At 73.2% G+C, this 22384-nt stretch carries 17 protein-coding genes and 1 pseudogene; 7 read left to right on the top strand and 11 right to left on the bottom strand.

What is annotated here, in order from left to right:
• Positions 1–74: 74 nt before the first annotated feature.
• Positions 75–1220 (bottom strand): bile acid:sodium symporter family protein, encoded by a 1146-nt coding sequence (locus ABZ719_RS22630; protein WP_366726979.1) that lies wholly within the window; start codon positions 1218–1220, stop codon positions 75–77.
• A gap of 230 nt (positions 1221–1450) precedes the next feature.
• Between ABZ719_RS22630 and ABZ719_RS22625 the strand changes: the two genes are divergently transcribed.
• From ABZ719_RS22625 to ABZ719_RS22610, 4 genes are all read left to right on the top strand, one after another.
• The gene (locus tag ABZ719_RS22625; protein WP_366726978.1) at positions 1451–2314 is read left to right on the top strand and encodes a LysR substrate-binding domain-containing protein; all 864 of its coding nucleotides are present in this window, start codon (positions 1451–1453) and stop codon (positions 2312–2314) included.
• 399 nt (positions 2315–2713) lie between these two features.
• On the top strand, positions 2714–4540 hold the full coding sequence (locus tag ABZ719_RS22620) for an AMP-dependent synthetase/ligase (protein ID WP_366726977.1): 1827 nt from the start codon (positions 2714–2716) through the stop codon (positions 4538–4540).
• A gap of 101 nt (positions 4541–4641) precedes the next feature.
• The gene (locus ABZ719_RS22615) at positions 4642–5478 is read left to right on the top strand and encodes an aldo/keto reductase (protein ID WP_366726976.1); all 837 of its coding nucleotides are present in this window, start codon (positions 4642–4644) and stop codon (positions 5476–5478) included.
• 202 nt (positions 5479–5680) lie between these two features.
• Positions 5681–6385, top strand: coding sequence for a glycoside hydrolase family 75 protein (locus ABZ719_RS22610; protein ID WP_366726975.1), 705 nt, complete (start codon positions 5681–5683; stop codon positions 6383–6385).
• A gap of 24 nt (positions 6386–6409) precedes the next feature.
• Here the strand turns inward: ABZ719_RS22610 and ABZ719_RS22605 are convergent, their stop codons facing one another.
• From ABZ719_RS22605 to ABZ719_RS22580, 6 genes are all read right to left on the bottom strand, one after another.
• Positions 6410–7387 (bottom strand): class I SAM-dependent methyltransferase, encoded by a 978-nt coding sequence (locus ABZ719_RS22605; protein ID WP_366726974.1) that lies wholly within the window; start codon positions 7385–7387, stop codon positions 6410–6412.
• A gap of 256 nt (positions 7388–7643) precedes the next feature.
• Entirely contained in the window at positions 7644–9356 is a 1713-nt protein-coding gene (locus ABZ719_RS22600; protein ID WP_366726973.1) for a glycoside hydrolase family 6 protein, read from the bottom strand.
• A gap of 143 nt (positions 9357–9499) precedes the next feature.
• Entirely contained in the window at positions 9500–10933 is a 1434-nt protein-coding gene (locus ABZ719_RS22595; RefSeq protein ID WP_366727012.1) for a cellulose binding domain-containing protein, read from the bottom strand.
• Positions 10934–11894: 961 nt separating this feature from the next.
• Complete coding sequence (locus tag ABZ719_RS22590) at positions 11895–12644, bottom strand: class I SAM-dependent methyltransferase (RefSeq protein ID WP_366726972.1); 750 nt, start codon at positions 12642–12644, stop codon at positions 11895–11897.
• 26 nt (positions 12645–12670) lie between these two features.
• Positions 12671–12976, bottom strand: a complete 306-nt coding sequence (locus ABZ719_RS22585; protein ID WP_366726971.1) for a 4a-hydroxytetrahydrobiopterin dehydratase — start codon at positions 12974–12976, stop codon at positions 12671–12673.
• A gap of 147 nt (positions 12977–13123) precedes the next feature.
• Entirely contained in the window at positions 13124–14233 is a 1110-nt protein-coding gene (locus tag ABZ719_RS22580) for an ADP-ribosylglycohydrolase family protein (protein WP_366726970.1), read from the bottom strand.
• 40 nt (positions 14234–14273) lie between these two features.
• Between ABZ719_RS22580 and ABZ719_RS22575 the strand changes: the two genes are divergently transcribed.
• The 3 genes and pseudogenes from ABZ719_RS22575 to ABZ719_RS22565 all read left to right on the top strand — a co-directional run bounded on the left by ABZ719_RS22575 (position 14274) and on the right by ABZ719_RS22565 (position 16849).
• Entirely contained in the window at positions 14274–15119 is an 846-nt protein-coding gene (locus tag ABZ719_RS22575; protein ID WP_366726969.1) for a helix-turn-helix transcriptional regulator, read from the top strand.
• Positions 15120–15171: 52 nt separating this feature from the next.
• Entirely contained in the window at positions 15172–16035 is an 864-nt protein-coding gene (locus ABZ719_RS22570) for a DUF5753 domain-containing protein (protein WP_366726968.1), read from the top strand.
• Positions 16036–16061: 26 nt separating this feature from the next.
• Positions 16062–16849 (top strand): annotated as a pseudogene (locus ABZ719_RS22565) (SAM-dependent methyltransferase).
• Between the two features lie 48 nt (positions 16850–16897).
• On the opposite strand, the gene dnaK reads toward ABZ719_RS22565, so the two are convergent.
• The 4 genes from dnaK to ABZ719_RS22545 all read right to left on the bottom strand — a co-directional run bounded on the left by dnaK (position 16898) and on the right by ABZ719_RS22545 (position 22345).
• A complete protein-coding gene (dnaK, locus tag ABZ719_RS22560) occupies positions 16898–18787 on the bottom strand; it encodes a molecular chaperone DnaK (RefSeq protein WP_366726967.1) in 1890 nt (629 codons plus the stop codon).
• Positions 18788–18900: 113 nt separating this feature from the next.
• Complete coding sequence (locus tag ABZ719_RS22555; protein ID WP_366726966.1) at positions 18901–19326, bottom strand: OsmC family protein; 426 nt, start codon at positions 19324–19326, stop codon at positions 18901–18903.
• A 140-nt stretch (positions 19327–19466) separates the two neighbouring features.
• A complete protein-coding gene (locus tag ABZ719_RS22550; RefSeq protein ID WP_366726965.1) occupies positions 19467–21710 on the bottom strand; it encodes an alkaline phosphatase family protein in 2244 nt (747 codons plus the stop codon).
• 197 nt (positions 21711–21907) lie between these two features.
• Entirely contained in the window at positions 21908–22345 is a 438-nt protein-coding gene (locus ABZ719_RS22545) for a hypothetical protein (protein WP_366726964.1), read from the bottom strand.
• Between the last annotated feature and the right edge of the window lie 39 nt (positions 22346–22384).

Raw genomic sequence — 22384 nt, 5'->3', positions numbered from 1 at the left:
CCGCTCGCCGCACCCGCCTCGCCCAGGGCGGGGCTCCGTGACGGCCACACCACAACCGCGTCACCGTGGCGGTCTCACCGAGGGCGGGACGCCGTGGCCGCCGTACCGGCCCTGGTCGGTGACGTCTCGGGCACCGCCGCGGGAGCCGTGCCCTCTCGCCCTTCCGCGGCGTCCGCCTCACCCATGTTCCCCTCCACGGCCTCCGTCCCGCCGGTGTCCACCGTCCGGGCGTCCCCCTCCGAGGCGTTCGCCTCCGGGTCGTGCGACCTGCGCTTGGCGATCACCGCGCACACCATGAGCTGCATCTGGTGGAAGAGCATCAGCGGCAGCACGGCCAGCGAGGCATGGACGCCGAACAGGACGCTCGCCATGGGCAGGCCGGAGGCGAGGGACTTCTTGGAACCGGCGAACTGGATCGCGATCCGGTCCTGCCGCCCGAAGCCCAGCGCCTTGGCGCCGTACCAGGTCAGGGCCAGCATCACGGCGAGCAGCACGGCCTCCACGGCGAGCAGGGCGCCCAGGCGCAGCGGGCTGACCTGGTGCCAGATGCCGCGCACCATGCCCTCGCTGAACGCGGTGTAGACGACGAGCAGGATCGAGCCGCGGTCGACGAGTCCGAGCACCTTCTTGTGCCGGGCCACGAAGACCCCGATCCACGGCCGCAGCAGTTGCCCCGCGACGAACGGGACGAGCAGCTGCAGCACGATCGTGATCAGCGAGTGCGCCGAGAAGCCGCCGCCGCTGCTGCCGAGCAGCGCCGCGGCGAGCAGCGGGGTGAGGACGATCCCGACCAGCGAGGAGAAGGAACCCGCGCAGATCGCGGCGGGCACGTTGCCGCGGGCGATGGAGGTGAAGGCGATCGACGACTGGATGGTCGAGGGCACCAGGGTGAGGAACAGCAGCCCCTGGTAGAGCGGCTGGTCGAGCAGGACCGGGACCAGTCCGCGGGCGGCCGTGCCGAGCAGCGGGAAGACCACGAAGGTGCAGGCCAGGACGGTGAGGTGGAGCCGCCAGTGCTTGAGTCCGTCCAGCGCCTCACGGGTGGAGAGGCGGGCGCCGTAGAGGAAGAACAGGAAGGCGATGGCGGCGGTGGAGGCGCCGGAGGCCACGTGGGCCGCGCCGCCGCGGGCCGGCAGCAGCGCGGCCAGGCCCACCGTCGCCAGCAGCAGCACGATGTACGGGTCGATCGGCATCCAGCTCGGCCAGCGCAGGCGTTTCACGGTGCTCCACTTGCTCGTCCGTCTTGATCATCCGTCTTGCCCAGGTGTCCTGAGCAGGTGTCCTGATCGTTCGTCTTGCCCGTCCGCTCGTCCGTCGGCGCGTGCGACGGCGGGGCGGGGAACCGACGGGTCCCCGCTCCATCGTCCTCCACCCCACGGCGATCGGGAATCCGTCATACCGCTTTCACTGTCATCACGTCCCGTGATGACCAGGCGCTAGCCTGGGCCCCGTGTACGACCCCGCTCACCTGCGCACCTTCCTCGCCGTCTCGCAGACGCTCAGCTTCACCCAGGCGGCCCGGCGCCTCGGACTGCGCCAGTCGACCGTCAGCCAGCACGTACGACGGCTGGAGGACGCCACCGGACGGCTGCTGTTCACCCGCGACACCCACTCGGTCGAGCTGACCGAGGACGGCGAGGCCATGCTGGGCTTCGCCCGCCGGATCCTGGAGGTGCACGAGCAGGCGACGGCGTTCTTCACCGGCACCCGGGTGCGCGGCCGGCTCCGTTTCGGCGCGTCGGAGGACTTCGTGCTGACCCGGCTGCCGGAGATCCTGGAGGGTTTCCGCTACGGGCATCCCGAGGTCGACCTGGAGCTGACGGTGGAGCTGTCGGGCACCCTGCACGAGCAACTGGCCGCCGGGAAACTGGATCTGGTGCTGGCCAAGCGGCGCCCCCAGGACCCTCGGGGGGAACCGGTGTGGCAGGACCGTCTGGTGTGGATCGGCGCGGAGCGGCTGCGACTGGACCCGGACCGGCCGGTGCCGCTCATCGTCTATCCGCCGCCGGGCATCACCCGGGCGCTCGCCTTCGAGGCCCTGGAGCGGCAGGGGCGCCCGTGGCGCGTCGCGTGCACCAGCGGGAGTCTCAACGGGCTGATCGCCGCCGCCCGTGCGGGGCTCGGGGTGATGGCCCACTCGCGCGGGCTGATCCCGCCCGGCCTGGTCCGCGTCCCGGAGCGGGCCGGGCTGCCGGAGCTGGGCGGGGTCGACTTCGTCCTGGTCCACGGCCGCCACCGCCCGTCCGCCCAGCACGCGGCCGACGCCCTGGCCAAGGCCATCCTGGCGGGCGGCGAGCACCTGCACCGCCGCTGACCCGGCCCGCCCCCGGGGCCGGGCCGGTGGCCGTCGGCAGCGGGGCGGCGCCTGCTGCGCCGGGGTGCGGGCTGCCGCCCCCAGGCACCGCGGGCGCCGGCGGGAGACTGCTGGGCGGGTGCGGCGCGGCGCCCCCGCCGGGCCCCGGCCGCCGTCGGGGGTCGTACAGATTCGGTGGAGATACCGGCACCGAAACTTACTGAACCGTAAGGAATTCTGTCCGACCCTTCCCCATGTGCGCGTATTTTCCGACACTGACCTGGACCGACGTGAGCAGCCCTCGCTTTCGGCCCCCTCCCGGCCCGTGGCCCCGTGGGGTAGCTTTCACGGCCTGTGCGGAGCGTCACCAGCGCACCGGAGGCGAACCGGACCGAGCCGGACTGAGAGCGGGAGCGGGGTTTGCGCGAGTTCACCAGCCCTCCGTCGACGTCGGCACCGCCGGTGGGCGGCCTGGCCGACGTCGTGTTCCAGCATGCCCAGGACGACCCGGGGCGCATCGCGCTCGGCCGCAAGGACGGCAGGGGCGAGTGGCGCGAGGTGAGCGCCGCCGAGTTCCGCGACGAGGTGCTCGCCCTCGCCAAGGGCCTGCTCGCCCAGGGCGTCCGCTTCGGCGACCGGGTCGCCATCATGTCCCGCACCCGCTACGAGTGGACCCTCTTCGACTTCGCGCTGTGGACCATCGGCGCCCAGGTGGTGCCGGTCTACCCCACCTCCTCGGCCGAGCAGTGCTTCTGGATGCTCTACGACGCCGAGGTGTCGGCGGCGATCGTCGAGCACGAGGACCACGCCATGACGATCGCCACCGTCATCGACCGGCTGCCGCGCCTGGGCCGGCTGTGGCAGCTCGACTCGGGCGCCGTGCAGGAGCTGTACGATGCGGGCGCGCACATCGAGGACGGCGTGGTGCACCGCCACCGCGAGGCGGTGACACCGGAGTCGGTGGCCACGGTGATCTACACGTCCGGCACCACCGGCCGCCCCAAGGGCTGTGTCCTGACCCACGGCAACTTCATGACCGAGGCGGACACGGTCATCGACCGGTGGCAGCCGGTGTTCCGCTCCCGCCGGGGGGACGAGGCGGCCACGCTGCTGTTCCTGCCGCTCGCGCACGTCTTCGGCCGCATGGTGGAGGTGGCCGCGATCCGCGGCCGGGTCCGCTTCGGCCACCAGCCGCAGCTGCACGCCGCCGCGCTCCTGCCGGACCTCCAGGCGTTCCGGCCGACGTTCATCCTCGCGGTGCCGTACATCTTCGAGAAGGTGTTCAACGCGGCCCGGCGCAAGGCCGAGGCCGAGGGCCGCGAGGGCCCCTTCGAGAAGGCCGTGGACATCGCCGTGAAGTACGCGGACGCGATCGAGGCGAAGGCGTGGGGCACCGGCCCCGGCCCGTCGGCCGCGCTGCGCATGCAGCACCAGCTCTTCGACAAGCTGGTGTACTCCAAGGTGCGCGCGGCGATGGGCGGCCGGATCCGCAACGCCATGTCCGGCGGCTCGGGCATGGACCGGCGGCTGGGGCTGTTCTTCGCGGGCGCGGGCGTGCAGATCTACGAGGGCTACGGCCTGACCGAGTCGACGGCCGCCGCCACCGCCAACCCTCCCGAGCGCACCCGTTACGGCACCGTGGGGCAGCCGATCCCCGGGGTCACCGTGCACATCGCCGACGACGGGGAGGTCTGGCTGCGCGGCGGCAACGTCTTCCAGGGCTATCTGAACAACCCGAAGGCCACCGACCAGACGCTGCACGACGGCTGGCTGGCCACCGGTGACCTCGGCGCACTCGACGAGGACGGCTACCTCACCATCACCGGGCGCAAGAAGGAGATCCTGGTGACCTCCGGCGGCAAGAGTGTGGCGCCCGGCGTGCTGGAGGAGCGGGTGCGCGACCATCCGCTGGTCTCGCAGTGCATCGCCGTCGGCAACGACCGCCCCTACATCGCCGCCCTGGTCACCCTCGACCACGAGGCCGTGGAGCACTGGCTGAAGATGCGGAACAAGCCGCGGCCGACACCGGCGGAGCTGGTGCACGACCCGGATCTGGAGACCGAGGTGCGGCGCGCGGTGGTCGCCGCGAACACGCTGGTGTCCCAGGCGGAGTCCATCCGCACCTTCCGCATCCTCGCCCAGCCCTTCACCGAGGAGCACGGCCTGCTGACGCCGTCCCTGAAGCTGAAGCGCAAGGCGATCGAGAACGCGTACGCGGCCGAGGTCGAGGCACTGTACCGGGCGTGAGGGCGGGGGACCGGCCGGAGCGGGGGGCAGGAATGCGCCGACCCCCGTGATCGTTGACCATAGGAGTACCACTTCGACGACAACCGAAGGATCAACAGCTCGTGAGCAGCCAGGTCCCCACGATCATCCTCAACAACGATGTCGAGATGCCCCAGCTGGGCTTCGGCGTCTGGCAGGTGCCGGACGACGAGGCCGAGCGCGCGGTCGCCACCGCCCTGGAGGCCGGGTACCGCAGCATCGACACAGCGGCGATCTACGGCAACGAGGAGGGCACCGGCAAGGCCATCGCCGCCTCCGGACTCCCCCGCGAGGACGTCTTCGTCACCACCAAGCTCTGGAACGGCGACCAGGGGTACGACAGCACCCTGCGCGCCTTCGACGCCTCCCTGACCAAGCTCGGCCTGGAGTACGTCGACCTGTACCTGATCCACTGGCCGCTGCCCGCCCGGGGCACGTACGTCGACACGTACAAGGCGTTCGAGAAGCTGCTCGCCGACGGCCGGGTCCGGGCGATCGGCACGTCCAACTTCCTGCCCGAGCACCTGCGGCAGCTGACCGCCGAGACGTCCGTGGTCCCGGCGGTCAACCAGATCGAACTGCACCCGCACCTGCAGCAGCGCGCCGCCCGCGAGTTCCACGCGGAGCGGGGCATCGCCACCGAGGCCTGGTCGCCGCTGGGCCAGGGCAAGGGCCTGCTGGAGGTCCCGGCGATCGTGGCGATCGCGCAGAAGCACGGACGCACCCCGGCCCAGGTCGTGCTGCGCTGGCACCTCCAGCTCGGCAACATCGTCATCCCGAAGTCCGTGACGCCGTCCCGGATCCAGGAGAACATCCAGGTCTTCGACTTCACCCTGGACGACGAGGACCTCGCGGCGATCAGCGCGCTGAACGAGGACCGGCGGCTGGGCCCGGACCCGGCCACCTTCGACGTGGTCTGAGCCGGCGGGCCCGCCCGGCGGGCCTGTCGCACCGGGTGCCTCGCCCCCGCCTGCCCGGCGGGGGCGGGGCACCCGCCTTTCCGGCGGTGCCCTGAAGCCCGGGAAGATCCCGCCACCGCAGTCTTGACGCGCACATGGCCAAGGGGCCACCTTGTATCGCACCCGGTCAGGAAAGTTTCCTAACAGAAGGGTTCCCCCCACCGTGCGCATACGAACACTGGCCCTCGCCGCCGCCTCCGGAGCCGCCCTGCTCGCCGCCGGCGTGCTCCCGGCCCACGCCTCCGGCGCGGCCGGCGCCGCCGCGCCCCGCTCCGCCCAGGAGGGCTCGGTCAGCGCGGCCGACCTGCTCGCCAAGGTGAAGTCCTGCCGGCAGATCTCCAACGGAAAGTACCGCACCGACGAGGAGACCTCGGCCACCGTCCCCGTGTGCGGCAAGAACGGCGCGGTGTTCTGGAAGGCCGACATGGACATCGACTGCGACGGACAGCGCACCGCCAACTGCAACGAGGACCGCGACCCCTGGTACCAGGACGACACGAGGTTCCACCAGTCCGACGGCAAGCCGCTCAAGGCCGAGTCGCTGCCCTACGTCGTGGTCCCCAGCTCCAGCGGCATCTGGAACTACGCCGACTCCGGCATCAAGGGCGGCGGCGTGGTCGCCGTCGTCTACGGCGACAAGGTCGAGTACGCCGTCGTGGGCGACACCGGACCGGACAAGATCATCGGCGAGGCGTCGTACGCCACCGCCAAGGCCCTCGGCATCGACCCCGACCCGGAGACCGGCGGGGCGGACTCCGGGGTGACGTACATCCTGTTCAAGGACGCGAAGGCGTCCCCCATCGAGAGTCACAGCGCGGCCGTCACCCTCGGCGACAAGCTCGCCAGGCAGTTCCTCGCCGCGAACTGACCCGCGCGGGGCGGGGCGGGCGGGTCAGCCGGTGCGGACGGCCGTGTACACGGTGTGCGCCTTCAGCACGAAGACGTCCTGCCTGCGGTGCACGCTCGCCTCGTCCTCGGGGTCCAGCAGCCGGTCGAGGGTGGCCCGGTCCTCCGCGCCGAGGCCGTCCGCCGGCCCTTCGCGCAGCCTGCCGAGGGTGGCGGCGACATAGGCGCGGGCCGGCCCGGAGAGCGGGGCGGGCAGGTCCAGCAGGAAGCTGCGGGTGCCGGTGGGCTCGAGACCCGCCGAGGCCAGCAGGCGCGGCCAGTCCTCGGTCTCGGCGACGGAGTCCGGCAGGTCCTCGCGCATCCGCGTGAACCACTCCGTCTCGACCGCGTCCAGGCGGGCCTGCAGGCCGGGACGGCCGAGGCCGATGTCCCGGGGCAGGTAACGGGCGGGCAGACCGCCCTCCAGCAGGGCCAGGGTGCCGCCCGGCGCCAGCCGTTCGGCGAACGCGGCGAGGGCGGCGCGCTGGTCGCCGAGGTGGTGCAGGCTGTTGCTGGCCCACAGGAGGTCGGCCGGGTAGTCCAGCTCGGAGAGGGCGCCGGGCAGTTCGCCGGTGACCGTGGTGAAGCGGTCGGCGACGCCGAGCCGGGCGGCGCGGGCCGCGGCCCGCTCCAGCAGCGGCGCGGAGCCGTCCACCGCCACCACCCGGGCCTCCGGGAAGGTCTCGGCGAACAGGCAGGAGACCACCCCCGGACCGCTGCCCGCGTCCACGACCAGACCGGGGGCGGCCCCCTCCCGGGCCAGCCAGTCCATCGCCTGCCGGTACAGCGGGGTGAAGAGTTCCGCCTGCGACTCCAGCAGCGGGGCCATCACGGCCCAGTCCAGGTCCGTGTCGCCGTGGTGGTGGCCCTGGTGTCCGCCGGACGCGTGCTCGCCGTGGCGGTGGCCCTCGTGTCCGCCGGACGCGTGGTCGCCCTCGGGGTCGTGCCGGTGCGGACCCTGGTGGCCCCGGTGCTCCTGCGCCATGGTGATCAGCCTCTCGTCTCGGTGCGGCCAGCGTGCGCCGCCCCACCGCTTCCGGGCCAGTTCCCTTGCCGGTACGGCAAAAAAGCCGTAGGGAATTCCCTGTTCGGCGTGAGGAGGCACCACGTGGGTCCCCGGTCCGGGCACGGGGCCCCGGCGTCTCGAGAGGGACCGGGGCCCGGCCCGGGAGGTCGCGGCCGGGCAGAACGGCCGCACCTCACCCGGACCGGGCCCCGGCGGAACACCTATGCCCCGCCCGTCACGACAGCGGCGGATAGGCGTTCTGCACCAGTTGCTGGAACTGGGCGGAGAACCAGTGCCCGGCCAGCGGCGCGTTCGGCAGCGCGCCCGAGGGGTTGTTGCCGTTGCGCGCGTTGCCCCCGTACGTCGGGTCGCACATCCGGTCGAAGCCCTTGCCCTCGTCGTTGGAGACGGCGGAGCTGGACCCGTCCGACTCACCCGGCGGCTTGACCCACACGTAGGCGTCGATCCCGGCGGCCGGGGAGGCGGTCGGCCGTTCGCCGAGGCCCGCCCCGCTCTGGTTGCACCAGTTGCCCACGTGGATGCGGCGGTCGACGCGGCCGCCGTCGACGTAGGCGTCGACCGAGGTCAGCGGTCCGGCGCCGGCGGGCCGCGCGGAGCCGCCCCAGCCGTTGCGGGAGGTGTCGATCAGCATGCCGAGACCGGAGTCGAAGCCGGCCGCCACGAGCTTGTCCCGCAGCGCCTGCGCGAACGACTGCTCGTCCACGTACTGGTTCCAGTCCACCCACTTGGACTGGCGCACCGTCTGCCCGTTGACGTTGTCGGTGACCTTGAAGTACGGCTCCTTGGTGGGGCTGTAGTTGGCCGTGTTGACGATGAACCCGGCCACGTCGTGCACGCTCGCGCCGTTGCTCGTCGCGGTCTTCAGGAACTCCGTGACGGACGGGCCGAGGTTGGAGTCCCAGCCCAGCCAGCCGTGGTGGCCGGCGTCGATGTAGTTGTAGACGTTCGGGACGGCGCCGAGCTTGTCCAGGGCGTAGCCGACGCCCTTCTCGTAGTTGCCGTTGGACTTCATGGTCACGCAGGCGTCGGTGGTGGTGTTGGTGCCGCCGGCGTTGGTGACCAGGTTGGGCAGCGAGTCGGGCTCGATGACCGTGGCGATGCGCAGGCCGGCGTACTTCGGGTCGGACAGGATCGACGCGATGGGGTCGATGTACTGGGTCTTGTACTTGTCGAGGTCGGTGGGGCCGAGTTCGCCGTTGGAGGCGAGGGCCGCGCAGTCGCGTCCGGGCAGGTCGTAGATGACGAGCTGGACGACGAGTTCGCCGGAGCCCTTCTGCTTGAGGGCCTCGTCGAGGTGGTCGCGCAGGCCCATGCCGCCGTTGACGCCCTCGATGGCGGCGATGCGGTCGAGCCAGACGGCGGTGGGCTGGTTCGCGATGCGGCTGCCGCCGGGTTCGGCGGCGGCATGCGCGGACCACTCGGGGTTCACGTAGACCTTGGCGCCGTCGTACGGGTTGGCGGCCCGGCCGCCCGGGTCCGTCGTGCCGCCGCCCGGGTCGGTGGTGCCGCCGTCGACGTTGCAGGTCACGCCGTCGAGGGTGAAGGTGGCCGGGACGGCGTTGGTGCCGCTGTAGGTGCCCTGGAACCCGAAGGCCGCGCTGGATCCGGTGGCGAGGGTGCCGTTGTAGCTCTCGTTGGCGGCGGTGACGGCCGCGCCGCTCTGGGTGATCTTCGCGTTCCAGCCGCTGGTGACCTTCTGGTCCCCGGCGTAGGACCACTTCAGGGTCCAGGCCGACTTGGCGGGGCCGTTGTTGGTGACGGTGACGGCGGCCGTGAAGCCGGTGCTCCACTGGTTCTGCACCTGGTAGTCGACGGTGCAGGGGGCGGCGGCCGCGCCGGCGCTGGCGGATGCGGCGGTGAGCGCCATGCCCGTGCCCCCGGCGACCAGGGTCAGGGCGGCGAGCATCGCTGTTCTGCTGCGGCTCATGAGTGGGGAATCCTCCTGTAGAAGGGAAGGACTGACCTGCTGGGATGCCTGATGTGCCGGTGTTGCTCTGTGCCGGTGGTGCCGTGGTGCCGGTGGTGCCGTGGTGCCGGTGGTGCCGTGGTGCCTGATGTGCGGGAGGGGAGTCAGGGGGCGAGGGCGCGCAGGTGGTCGCGCAGCCCGGTGCCGTACGCCGTGGGCGTACCGCCGTAGTCGCTGATCAGGGACGGACCGGAGGAACAGTCCCAGGTGTTCCAGGTCCAGCCGAGGTAGGACAGGCCGTGGTCGTCGAACCACTTCATGACCCGGTCCACGAACCCGTGGGAGCAGGTGTTCTCACCGATCTCCCCCGCCACCAGCGGCACCTGGGCCGCGACGGGGGTGAGCGTGGAGTCCCAGCAGCTCTCACTGGCGCAGGCGTTGAAGTTGTAGACGTGGTAGGCGGCGACCAGATTGCCCGCCGGATCCTCGGGCCGGTGGGTCAGCCACTGGCTCAGGTCGTTGGAGTAGGCGAGCCCGCCGGCCAGGATCACGTTCTTCGCCCCGGTGCCGCGTACGGCGTCGACCAGGTCCTGCATGCCGGCCACCTCGTAACCGATGCCCGGGCAGGTGCCGCCGTCGCGCCAGCACGTCCAGGCGTCGGCGGCGCTGGAGGTGGCACGGTCCGGATAGGGCTCGTTGAACAGGTCGAAGGCGACGGCCTGGTCGTCCTTGAAGGCACCGGCGACCGACGACCAGAACGAGGGGCTGTACCGGGCGTCGGGCATCGGTTTCTGGCAGGTGGCGTGCACGTCGGAGCAGCCCGCCGAGTTCCCGGTGTACTGGCCCTGGGTCCAGTGCAGTTCGACGATCGGGGTCATGCCGTGCGCCTCGACACGGGCCACCAGCTGCTCGACCGCGTCGATGTACCGCTCGCCCGCGTAGGCGGGGTCCACGTTGGAAAGTCCCAGCCAGCACTCCTCGTTGAGGGGGATGCGGACGGCGTTCGCCTTCCAGCCGGCGATCGCCGCGACGGCGGCGTCGTCGACGGGACCGTCGAAGATGCCACGGCCCTGGACGCACATGAACTCGCCGCCGGAGCGGTTGACGCCGAGCAGCCTGCGCGGGGTGCCGCCGGCGGTGACGAGCCGGTTGCCGCTCACGTGCAGGGCGGGCGCCCGGCCGTCACCGGCCGGCGGGGGGTCGGTCGGCGGGTCGGTCGGATCCGTCGGCGGTGTGGACGGGTCCGGGTCGACGTTGCAGGCGACCCCGTTGAGCCGGAACGCGGCCGGTGCGGGGCCGCTCCCCGGCGAGGTGGCGAGGAAGCCGGCGGCCACGCTCGCGCCGGTGCCGAGCGAGCCGTTCCAGCTCTCGTTGCGCGCGGTCACCTCCGTGCCGGACTGGGACCACTTCGCGTTCCAGCCTCCGGTGACCTGCTGGCCGGCGGCGAGGTCGAAGGTCAGACTCCAGCCGGTCAGCGGGGCACGGTTGTTGGTGAGGGTGACGGCGCCCTGGAAGCCGGTGCCCCACTGGCCGGTGACGGAGTACTCCACCGTGCACGCGGGGGCGGCGCCCTGCGCCGAGGCCACCGGGACGACCACGCTCGCGGCGAGCGCGACCGCTCCGGCGGCGGCCAAGAGCCGCGGACGAGAGGGGAGTCCGGCCGGCTCGCGGCGGCCGGCGCGTGCGAGCGCGGGGCGCCGGAAGGTCCTCGCGGCGGAGCCGTCAGGGACTTTCGGCGACGCCGCGGGGGTGCGTGTCAGGCGTCGGTGGCCGGACGCCCATGTCGTTCGTAACTTTGAAAGGACTGAACGCGGGGGGTGTCGCATGAGCGACTCCTTGCAGACCGGGCGCGTCATGGCGGACGCGCCGACTGATGGAACCGCTCCCACTGGTGCGAGTGAAGGTAGCGCCAAGCGCCGGTGAAGGCCAGGGGGCTTCCTGACTTTCGGCTGTTTTCCCTGGACCCGGGCCCCGCGGAGGAGCCCCGAATCTTTTCCGACGCCTCAAGGACTTGACCGTTCCCTGACAGGTCCGCACTATGGGAGCGCTCCCACTGGTCAGGTCTTGTCGCACCTCCCCGCTCCCCCCGCTCCACCTCCCCGTTCCTCCCCGCTCACCCCGTCTTCCGAGCCGCAAGGAGAGGGGCCGTTCATGCACCCACCTGACGGGCGGCGCCGCGCGCCGCCCGGCGCGGCACGACCGGTTCCGGACCGGGGCGGCCGGTGCCCCGGCCATGGGTTCGTACGCGGAGCCACTCGCCCAAGTCCCCGCTGACGGCTCCGCGTACGGCGCGGGGCGCGTGCCGGCCCAGGCACGCGCCCCGCACACGCCGACGGGGCGAGGAGCCGCCCGCCGGTCCGCGCCTCGCGCACGCCGAGGCGGCGGCCCGGACCGGCTCCGGGCCGTGAGACGCCCCCCGTTCCGCGCCCCGCGCGGACCGGCGCGCGGGGCAGTGCGGGCTCCCGGCCGCCGGTCGCCCCCTCGCCGGCCGCTCCCTCGCCGGTCACCCGGTCGTTCGCTCGTTCGGTCGTTCGGTCGTTCTGTCGTTCGGTCGTGGACTCAGCCCGTGGCTGCTCTGCGGTACGCGCGCAGGCGGAAGACCGGGTCGGGGCGCGGACGGTCCGGGTCGGGCAGGGCCGCCAGCCGGGCCGCGAAGGCGTCGGCGAGCGGGCCGCCCGGCGGCAGCGTCATGAACCAGCCGCGCCGCAGGTCGGCGATGGTACGGCGGGGGCTGCGGCCCTGGCCGGCGCCGCGGAACCGCGCCGTCCCGGCCGGTACCAGGCCGTGCGCGGCCGCGTACCCGGTGACGAGAGCGTCCGCGTCCCGGGCGGGGCTGGGCGGCCGGGAGGCGAGCACGGCGTCGATGTCGCTGCCCACGTTGTGCGCGGCGGCCTTGCCGACCGTGGTGACGTACACCCCGCCGGGGCGCAGCACGCGGGCGCACTCGGCGACGACGGCGCGCGCGTCGGCGTCGGTCGGGGCGAGGTGGAGCAGCCAGACGCTGGTGACCGCGTCGAAGCGGCCGTCGGGGAAGGGCAGCCGCCGGGCGTCGGCGCGCACGACGGCACCGGGCAGACGCTCGGCGGCCCTGCGGGTCATGGCAGGCGCCAGGTCCACGCCGGTCACCCGGGCCGCGGGCCGGCCGGCGGCGAGGCGGCGGGTCACGATGCCGGTGCCGCAGCCGGTGTCCAGCAGTTCCCGGATGTCCGCGGGCAGCAGGCCGAGGACCGCCCCGGCCGCGGCGGCGGCCCGGGGCTCACCGCCGCGGGCGCTGTCGTAGCGTTCGGCTTCCTGGTCGTAGTCCAGCACGCGGTCCCCCGCCCCGTCCGGCCCGGTCAGTGCGCTCCGTGGACCGGCGCCAGTTCCTGCACCCGGTGGGCGAGCCGGAAGTCCAGCTCGGTGACGGCGCCGCCCGCGCTGTGCGTGTTCACGGCGAGGGAGACGGTGTTGTAGCCGAGGGTCAGGTCGGAGTGGTGGTCCAGCTCTTCCTGCACCTGGGCGATGTGCACCACCATCGCGGTCGCCGCGAAGTGCGAGCCGAGCCGGTAGGAGCGGGTGAGGCGGTCCCCGTCGAGGGACCAGCCGGGCAGTTCCGCCAGCCGGTCCTCGATCTCCTTCTGGGACAGCGGTGCGACGGGCATGGGCCGGCTCCCTTCCTGGGCGCCGCCGGGCGGCGCGCGCCTGTGCAGACGGTGTGCGGGCGCACCGGGCCGGGCGCCCGGTCAGCCTGCGCTGTTCAGCCTGCCACAGGAAGGCCGCCGGGTGCCGGGCCGGACGGGGGCCCGCGCTCAGCCGGGGAGGGATCCGGCCGCCAGGTCGTCGGCCAGCGCGGCGATCCGGGCCCGCCCCTCCACGCGCTCCACCCATGCGTGCGGCAGTGCGTGGTCGCCGTGGCGGGCGCCGAGGATGTTGCCGCAGACCGACCCGGTCGAGTCGCTGTCGCCCGAGTGGTTGACGGCCAGCAGCAGGGCGTTCTCGACGCCGGAGGCGGCGAGGGCGGCGTAGACGCCGATGGCCAGGGCCTCCTCGGCGACCCAGCCGGCGCCGAGCCGTTCGACGTGTTCGGCGCTCGGGGTGCCCTCGGCGGCCAGGTCGAGGGCCTCGGTGAGGGCCGCGCTGGTCTCCTCGTGGCCGGGGTGGCGGCCGAGCAGGCGCAGCGCGCGCAGCGTCGCACCCTCCACGGAGTCCCCGGCGACGAGGCAGGCGATGAGCGCGGCGAAGGCGCCGGCCGCGTAGTAGCCGGTGGGGTGGCCGTGGGTCATCTGGGCGCAGCGGGCGGCGCTGTCGAAGGCCTCCTCGGGGGTGGCGCCGGTGAGGCCGAAGGGCGCCGAGCGCATCACGGCGCCGCAGCCCTTGGAGTCGGGGTTGATGGGTCCGGGCGGGCCGAGCACGGCGGCCGGGTCGGGGACGAGGTCGAGGGCGAGCCCGGACAGGCAGGCGTTGCCGGGTGCGCGGCGGGAGTACAGCCAGGCCTCGGTGACCAGGCCGCCGCGCGGGCCCTCGTAGCCGCCGCCGGCGGGTCGGGCGAGTTCGCTCTCCTGCGGTCCGGCGCGGCGCTGGGTCTCCAGCCAGCGCTCGTAGGCCCAGCGCACCATCCGGAAGCCGCCGCTGCCCAGGCGGGGGCCGTGGCCGTGCTGCTGGGCCTGGCGGATGCCCTCGGCGGTGAAGAGGGTCATCTGGGTGTCGTCGCTGATCAGCGCGACCGATCCGGCGTCGGCCGAGGCGGTGACCAGGCCGGTGAGACCGCGCGGGCCGTGGGTGGCGCGGATGCGGTCCAGGGCGTTGAACTCGATCGGGTAGCCGAGGGCGTCCCCGACGGCCCCGCCCAGCAGACAGCCGCGCACCCTGGCCCGGTACACGGCCGTCGCCTCCCCGGACGGCTTCCACAGCTCGCTCATGCGCGCACTCCTCCACAGCGGTTCGACTACGGTCGTACGTATGACCATTCTCGCGACCGGTGACGTCCGGGTTCCCACCGCCCCCGCGGGCCGCGGCGCGGGTCCGCTGCTGCGGGCCTGGCGGGAGCGGCGGCGGATCAGCCAGCTGGAGCTGGCGCTGCGTGCCGACTCCTCGGCCCGGCACATCAGTTTCATCGAGACGGGCCGGTCCCGGCCGAGCGAGGAGATGGTGCTGCGGCTGGCCGAGCACCTGGAGGTTCCGGTGCGGGAGCGCAACGCGCTGCTGCTGGCGGCCGGTTACGCGCCGCGCTATCCGGAGACCCCGCTGGACGACCCGGCGCTGGGCGCGCTGCGGGAGGGCCTCGAACGGCTGATCCGGGGCTACGAGCCGTATCCGGCGCTGGTGGTCGACGCGGTGTACGACGTGGTGACGGCCAACCGGGGTGTGGCGATGCTCCTGGAGGGTGTTCCCGAGGAGCTGCTCGTCCCGCCGCTGAACGCGATGCGGCTGACGCTGCACCCCGAGGGGCTGGCGCCGCGCATCCGCAATCTGCGCGAGTGGCGGGGGCATCTGCTGGCGCAGATGGAGCGGCAGATCGCGCTGCACCGCTCGCCGGCGCTGCGGGAGCTGTACGAGGAGGTGGCGGGCTACCCGCTGCCGGAGGCGGCCGCGGGGGCGGTGCCGCAGGAGGCGGACGGCGAGGGCGAGGTGCCGTACTTCGCGCTGCCGATGCGGATCGAGCACGAGGGCCAGGTGCTGTCGTTCGTCTCCTCGATCTCCACGTTCAACACGCCGATGGACGTGACGGTGGCGGAGCTGGCGATCGAGACCTTCCTGCCGGCCGACCCGGCGACCGTGAAGTACCTTCATTCGATGATGCCTTGACCGGGTGTGACACACTGCTGCGCGGATGTCGGCGCGCGTGGGGAGGCGTGGCGTGAGTGAGCGGCGGCCCGCGCCCACCGTGGGTCAGGTGGTGCTCGGCAGGAGGCTGCAGGAGCTGCGCGACGCGGCCGGTCTCAGCCGGGAGGAGGCCGCCCGAGTGCTGCGGGTGGCGGCCGCGACCGTGCGGCGCATGGAGCTGGCCGAGGTCTCGCTGAAGATCCCGTACGTGCAGGTGCTGCTGGCGACGTACGGGGTGGACGAGGAGGAGGCGGCCACCTTCGTGCGGCTGGCCGAGGAGGCCAACGAGCCGGGCTGGTGGCAGCGGTACCACGACGTGCTGCCGGAGTGGTTCAGCCTGTACGTGAGCCTGGAGGGCTCGGCCCGGCTGATCCGTTCCTACGAGCCGCACTTCGTGCCGGGTCTGCTGCAGACGGAGGAGTACGCGCGTGCCGTGCTGGAGGCGGGCACGGTCGGCCAGAGGGGCCCGGAGGCGATCGAGCGGCACGTGTCGCTGCGCATGGCCCGGCAGGCGCTGCTGGAGCGGCCGGACCCGCCGCATCTGTGGGTGATCATCGAGGAGACGGTGCTGCGGCGGCCGGTGAGCGACCGCGCCGAGGTGATGCGCGGGCAGCTGGACAAGCTCCTGGAGTACACCGAGCGGGACCGGGTGACGGTGCAGGTCGCGGAATTCGCGGACGGCCCGCATCCGGGGACGTACGCGCCGTTCTCGCTGTTCCGCTTCGCCGAGCCGGAGCTGCCCGACCTGGTCTACACCGAGTACCTGACCGGCGCGCTGTACCTGGACTCGCGCAAGGAGGTCTCCGCGCACCTGGAGGTCCTCGACCACATGATCGCCCGTGCCGCCACGGCCGAACGCACCCGGCAGCTGCTGCGGGAGTGCCGCGAGAGCCACTGACCCGACGACCGAGGAGCAGTCACCGCATGACCGGATCCGAGACCGCGCCCGTCCGCGTCGACACCAGCCGTCCGCATCCGGCGCGGGTGTACGACTGGTGGCTGGGCGGCAAGGACAACTACCCGGTGGACGAGGAGCTGGCCCGCCGGATCCTCGCGGTGGACGACACCGTCGTCCGCGGGGCGCGCGCCAACCGCCGGTTCATGCACCGGGCGACCCGGGTGGCCGCCGAGGCGGGCGTGCGGCAGTTCCTGGACATCGGCACCGGCATCCCGACGGAGCCCAATCTGCACCAGGTGGCCCAGCGGGTCGCGCCCGGGGCACGGATCGTGTACGCGGACAACGACCCGATCGTGCTGCGGCACGCCGAGGCGCTGCTGCACGGTTCCGCGGAGGGCGGCACCGACTACGTGCACGCCGACGTCCGCGACCCGGAGCGGATCCTGCGGCTGGCCGCAGGATCCCTGGACTTCACCCGGCCGGTGGCCCTGTCACTGGTCGCGCTCACCCACTACCTCTCGGACGACACCGACGACGTGCACGGCCTGCTGGGGCGCTACGTCGACGCGCTCGCCCCCGGCAGTCATCTGATCGTGTCGCAGGTGACCGCGGACCTGAATCCGCAGGCGGTCGGAAAGGCCGCCGCCCTGTTCCGCCGGGGCGGCACGCCCTTCTTCCCGCGCTCCCTCGCCGAGTTCTCACGCTTCTTCACGGGGCTGCGGCTGCTGGGACCGGGGATCATCCCGGTGACCGGGTGGCGGCCCAGGCGGAGGGCATCGTGCCGGTGTACGCGGGGGTGGCGGTCAAGGACTGACCGCCGGGCGAACGACGTCGTGAACCCGCGGCACCGTCCCCACCCGGGTCAGGCTGCTCCGCCCTTGGGTTTGCGCTCGTCCCGGTCCTCGTCGACGATCTCCGCGTCCACCACACCTTCCTCCTCCTGTGTGCCGGTGTGCCGGCCCGTGTCCTCGCCGTCCTCCGCCGGGTGCGGGCGGTCCTGGGCGGCCTCGGCGTACATGGCCTGCCCCATCTTCTGGCTGACCGCGGCGAGCTTGTCGACGCCGGTGCGCAGGGCGGTGGTGTCCGTGTCGCCTTCCAGCAGGCCCTTCACCTCGGCGGCGGCCGACTCGACCTCGCTCCTCGTCCCGGCCGGTATCCGGTCGCCGTTGTCGCGGAGGAACTTCTCGGTCTGGTAGACGAGCTGCTCGGCCTGGTTGCGGGTCTCGGCGGCCTCGCGGCGGGTGCGGTCCTCCTCGGCGTACTGCTCCGCCTCGCGCATCATGCGGTCGATGTCGTCCTTGGGCAGGGCGGAGCCGCCGGTCACGGTCATCTTCTGCTCGCGGCCGGTGGCCAGGTCCTTGGCGGAGACGTGCATGATCCCGTTGGCGTCGATGTCGAAGGCCACCTCGATCTGCGGCACCCCGCGCGGGGCGGGCGGCAGCCCGGTGAGGTCGAAGACGCCGAGCTTCTTGTTGTACGCGGCGATCTCGCGTTCGCCCTGGTAGACCTGGATGCCGACCGAGGGCTGGTTGTCGGTCGCGGTGGTGAAGATCTCCGAACGCCGGGTCGGGATCGTCGTGTTGCGCTCGATCAGCTTCGTCATGATGCCGCCCTTGGTCTCGATCCCCAGGGACAGCGGGGTGACGTCCAGGAGCAGGACGTCCTTCACGTCGCCGCGGATCACCCCCGCCTGGAGGGCGGCGCCCACGGCGACCACCTCATCGGGGTTGACGCCCTTGTGCGGGTCCTTGCCGGTGAGTTCGCGGACCAGGCCGGTGACGGCGGGCATCCGGGTGGAGCCGCCGACGAGGATCACGTGGTCGATGGCGGAGAGCTTGACGCCCGCGTCGTCCACGGCCTGGTGGAAGGGCTTCTTGCAGCGCTCCAGCAGGTCGGCGGTGAGTTCCTGGAACTGGGCCCGGGTGAGCTTCTCCTCCAGGTGCAGCGGGCCCTCGGCGGAGGCGGTGATGTACGGCAGGTTGATCGAGGTCTCGGTCGACGAGGACAGCTCGATCTTCGCCTTCTCCGCGGCCTCGCGCAGCCGCTGCACCGCCATCCTGTCGTTGCCCAGGTCGATGCCGTACTGCCCTTTGAACCGTTTGACCAGGTGCTCGACGATCCGCTGGTCCCAGTCGTCGCCGCCCAGGTGCGTGTCGCCGTTGGTGGCCTTGACCTCGATGACTCCCTCGCCGATCTCCAGCAGGGAGACGTCGAACGTGCCGCCGCCGAGGTCGAAGACGAGCACGGTCTGCTCCTCGCCCCGGTCCAGTCCGTAGGCGAGGGCGGCGGCCGTGGGCTCGTTGATGATCCGCAGCACCTTCAGCCCGGCCACCTCCCCGGCCTCCTTCGTCGCCTGCCGCTGGGCGTCGTCGAAGTACGCCGGCACGGTGATCACCGCGTCCGTGACGTCCTCGCCGAGGTAGGCCTCGGCGTCCCGCTTCAGCTTCTGCAGCACCCGCGCGGACAGCTCCTGCGCCCGGTAGCGGGTGCCGTCGACGGAGCCCTGCTCGGGGAAGCGCCAGTGCGCGTCGCCCATGTGGCGTTTGACGGAGCGGGCGGTGCGGTCCACGTTCGTCACCGCCTGCCGTTTGGCGACCTCGCCGACGAGCACCTCGCCGCTCTTGGCGAACGCCACGACCGACGGGGTGGTCCGCGCGCCCTCCGCGTTGGCGACGACGGTGGGTTCGCCGCCCTCCAGGACGGCCACCACCGAGTTCGTCGTCCCCAGATCGATCCCGACCGCACGTGCCATCGTCGTCCCCTTTCCGCCTCTCCCCTGCGGGTACCCAGGCGGGCGGGGAAACACGACGGCGCCGCGTCCCTCGCGTGAGCGGGGGCGCGGCGCCGCGGACCGTTCTCGCCGGGTCAGGCGAGCTTGGCGTCCAGGGTGATCGTCGTGCCGGTCAGGGCCTGGCTGACCGGGCAGTTCTTCTTGGCGTCCTCGGCGGCGGCGGCGAACGCGTCGTCGTCGATGCCGGGGACGGTGCCCTCGACGGTCAGGTGGATGCCGGTGATGCCCTCACCCGGCTGGAAGGTGACGTCGGCCTTGGTGCGGATGCTGGTGGGCGGGGTGCCGGCACCGGCCAGCCCGTGCGACAGCGCCATGGAGAAGCAGCTGGAGTGGGCGGCGGCGATCAGTTCCTCGGGGCTGGTCTTCCCGTTGGCCTGTTCGGCGCGCGACGGCCACGACACCGGCTGCTCGCCGATGCCGGAGGAGTCGAAGGTGACGACGCCCTTGCCCTCGAGCAGGTTGCCTTCCCAGACGGTGTGAGCGGTGCGCGTGGTTGCCACGGTGTGTTCCATACCTTTCGCCTAGGTGCCCGGTTCCCGGGTTCCATCGCCCCCATCCGATCACATTCGCGCGGCACGTACCCGGTGAACGGCGTGTGCCGCGGGGCACTGTGCGCCGGCGCGAGCGCGCGGGGCGTGGGTCAGGCGGCCCGCTCCTCCTCCGGCTGTGCCGGGCGCGGTACCTGCGGGCCGCCGGCGGCCTCGCGCAGCCAGCGGCGCAGCACCCGGTGGATCTCCTCCGCGCCGACGAGGTCCGCGCCGTCCTCGGCGGGCGGTGAGCAGACCAGCGGCGACAGCAGGAAGGGGCGGCCCTGCGCCCCGCCGAGGCCGCCGTGCGAGCCGATCTGCTCCTCGAAGGCGAGGACCTCGCCGTCGGCCGGGTCGTAACTGGAGTTGACCATGATGTCGGCGGTGTGCGGGAAGGAGTCGGTACGGCGGACGGCGTCGGCCGCGCCGGGTCCGAACACGGCCAGCGGCCCGGGGTCGGTGTCGAGTCGGGCCAGCGGTATCTGCGCGCCGCGCGCGCCGAGCACCACCGCGCCGTGCTCCTCGCTGCGCACGAGCAGGAAGCCGATGCCGGGGTGGTTGGCGAGGGTGGGCAGCAGCGCGGGGTGGCGGGCGTCGATCTCCTCCCGGCTCATGCGGTGCGGCACGTCCGGGAAGGAGACCAGACCGAGGTTGCCCGAGGCCAGCACGACGGGCTCGGAGCGGCGGTCCGTGCCCGCGTGCCGCTCGCCCGGCTCCTCCACGGGGCGGCGCAGCGCGGCCCGTACGGCGGCCCGTGCCTCGGCGCCGCTGCGGGTCCGCCCCGCCTTGCGGGGCACGTGCAGTCCGCAGCCGGCCCGGACCAGGTCGCCGAGGGTGAGGCCGTAGCGTGCGTGGAAGGTCTCGCCGGGGCTCTGGCCGTGGTCGGACAGGACGACGATCCGGTACGGCCGCGGGGCGTGTTCGGCGACCTTCTCGATCAGTGCGAGCGCGCGGTCCAGGCGCCGCAGCACCTTGGCCGCGTCCCGGCTGTGCGGACCGGAGTGGTGGGCGACCTCGTCGTAGGCGACGAGGTCGGCGTAGACGGCGGTGCGGCCGGCGAGCAGGTCGCCCATGACGGCGGCCACCACCACGTCCCGTTCGACGACGGTCGCGAAGGCGCGCACGAGCGGGTAGAGGCCGCCGCGCGAGACGCGGGGGCGCTGCCCGCGGATCCGGGCGCGCAGCGACTCGCCGATCTCGCGGGCCACCTCCGCGCCGAAGGACAGCGCGGTGCGCACCGCGTTGGCGGGGTCGGAGAAGTAGGCGAAGTAGCCCGCGCGGGAACGGTTGTCCCGGCCGCGGCGCGCGGAGACGGACAGCACGAGGGCGAGTTCGCCGGCACCGCCGCTGAAGAGGTTGCCGCGGCTGGCGCCGTCGGCGGTGAGCAGCCCGCCGTCGCGGGTGCGTTCGACGGCCCTGCGCTGGAGTTCCACCGCGCCGGCGGGACGGTTGCACACCATCACCTCGCCGGTCTCCTTCTCGTACCAGCGGAAGGCGGGCACGTCGTGGTTGCTGCCGTGCAGGATGCCGAGCTGGCTGGCACCGGTCTGGCTGGACCAGTCGGTGCGCCAGGGGGTGAGGCGGTGGGTGGGCGGCTGCGCGGGCAGGTGACGGCCGGTGGCCATGACCCGGCCGGTGGTGGTGGCAGGGCGGGTCGCGGTGGCCGCACGGGCCGCGGTGGCGGGGGGTTCCGCACCGGCTTCGGTGCGGATGCTCGCGCCCGTGGCGGTGCCGGTGTCCGCTCCGGCGCCGGTGACCGCGCTGATGCCGGTGACCGCGCCGGTATCGGTGCCCGTTCCGGCGCTGGTGCCGGTGTCCGCGCTGATGCCGAGCCAGCGGGCGACGGTCGGCATCAGCCCGCCGTCCACGGCGTCCCGCAGGACGTCGTGGCCGACGCCGTCGAGCTGGACCACGACCGTGCCGGGCGTCGTCGCGCAGGGCGGTTGCCGTCTGCGGCGGCGGTCGGCGAGCCGGTGGAGCCGGCGCCGGTAGGCCTCGTCGTCACGGACGGCGAGGGCGCCGCCGGTCGCGGAGGCCACCGCGGACATCACGGCGGCCACGATGACCGCGGTCTCGGGCGCGGCCTGCGGATGCCCGGAGGGGTTGACGCGCAGGGCGAGCAGGAGCAGCGAGCCGTTGAGGAAGAACACCAGCAGGCCGAGCACGAGCGCCGGCACGAGCAGCAGCAGCCGGACCAGCAGCGGCCATACGACCGCCGACAGCACGCCGAAGGCACCGGCGCCCAGGGCCGCGGTCACCGCGATGGTGGTCGCGCTGTCGCCGTCGGCGGACTGGAGCCGGAAGTCCGGCAGGATCCCGGCGAGCACCAGCATCGTGACCGTGGAGACGGCCCACACCGTGACGCTCCGCCCCGCCTGACTGGCGGCCCGCCGCCACCACCACCCGCCTCGCACTCCCGCACCTCACGTCCCGGCCCGGTCGTCCGCACGGGCCCGCTCCAGCTTGTCACACGCCCCGCGCTGCCCGGCCGGGCTGTGGACAACCACGGAAACCCGCAGGTCAAACGGGCGGCACGGGGCGGAGGCGGGAAGGCCTAGCGGCCGTCGTAGCCCGCGGTGGGCATGGAGAGGCGGCGGTGGACCCGGGCCTTCATCTGGGCGTCGTAGGACGGCTCGGCGCAGCCGACCGTCTCCACGCGGACGCCGCGCCGGGCGCACTCCGCGGTGAACTCCTCGACGGAGGACAGCGCCCGCTCCAGCACCCGGCGGCTGGGGGCGACGAACAGGTCGACGCCCGGCCGGACGCCGTCCCACAGGGCGCGGTGGTCGATGCGCAGCCCCCTCACGAGAAGCTCGCGCGCGATCACGTAGCCGTGCTCGGCCGCCCAGCGGGCGCACATCGCGTACTGGCTGCGGGAGTCCACGAGGAAGGGGTCCTCGTTCAGCTCCTCCAGGGGGGTCAGGCTGGCGATCGCCGTCACGCGGACCGGCGTCGCGGCGGTCCGGCCGCGGGCGTCCCGCACATGTCCCATGGAGTCTCCCTCACCTCCGGGTTCTGGCCGCCGACACTA

It is taken from the genome of Streptomyces sp. NPDC006743 (assembly GCF_040703815.1).
Lineage (GTDB): Bacteria > Actinomycetota > Actinomycetes > Streptomycetales > Streptomycetaceae > Streptomyces.
Note: the sequence above shows the minus strand (reverse complement) of the source record. Positions and strands in the feature narration are given on the sequence as shown.

Bases quoted from the DNA above. Each gene is read 5' to 3' on its own strand.
- ABZ719_RS22605 (WP_366726974.1), bottom strand. From the start codon at position 7,387: ATGGCGCAGGAGCACCGGGGCCACCAGGGTCCGCACCGGCACGACCCC.
- ABZ719_RS22600 (WP_366726973.1), bottom strand. From the start codon at position 9,356: ATGAGCCGCAGCAGAACAGCGATGCTCGCCGCCCTGACCCTGGTCGCC.
- ABZ719_RS22585 (WP_366726971.1), bottom strand. From the start codon at position 12,976: ATGCCCGTCGCACCGCTGTCCCAGAAGGAGATCGAGGACCGGCTGGCG.
- ABZ719_RS22580 (WP_366726970.1), bottom strand. From the start codon at position 14,233: ATGAGCGAGCTGTGGAAGCCGTCCGGGGAGGCGACGGCCGTGTACCGG.
- ABZ719_RS22575 (WP_366726969.1), top strand. From the start codon at position 14,274: ATGACCATTCTCGCGACCGGTGACGTCCGGGTTCCCACCGCCCCCGCG.
- dnaK (WP_366726967.1), bottom strand. From the start codon at position 18,787: ATGGCACGTGCGGTCGGGATCGATCTGGGGACGACGAACTCGGTGGTG.
- ABZ719_RS22545 (WP_366726964.1), bottom strand. From the start codon at position 22,345: ATGGGACATGTGCGGGACGCCCGCGGCCGGACCGCCGCGACGCCGGTC.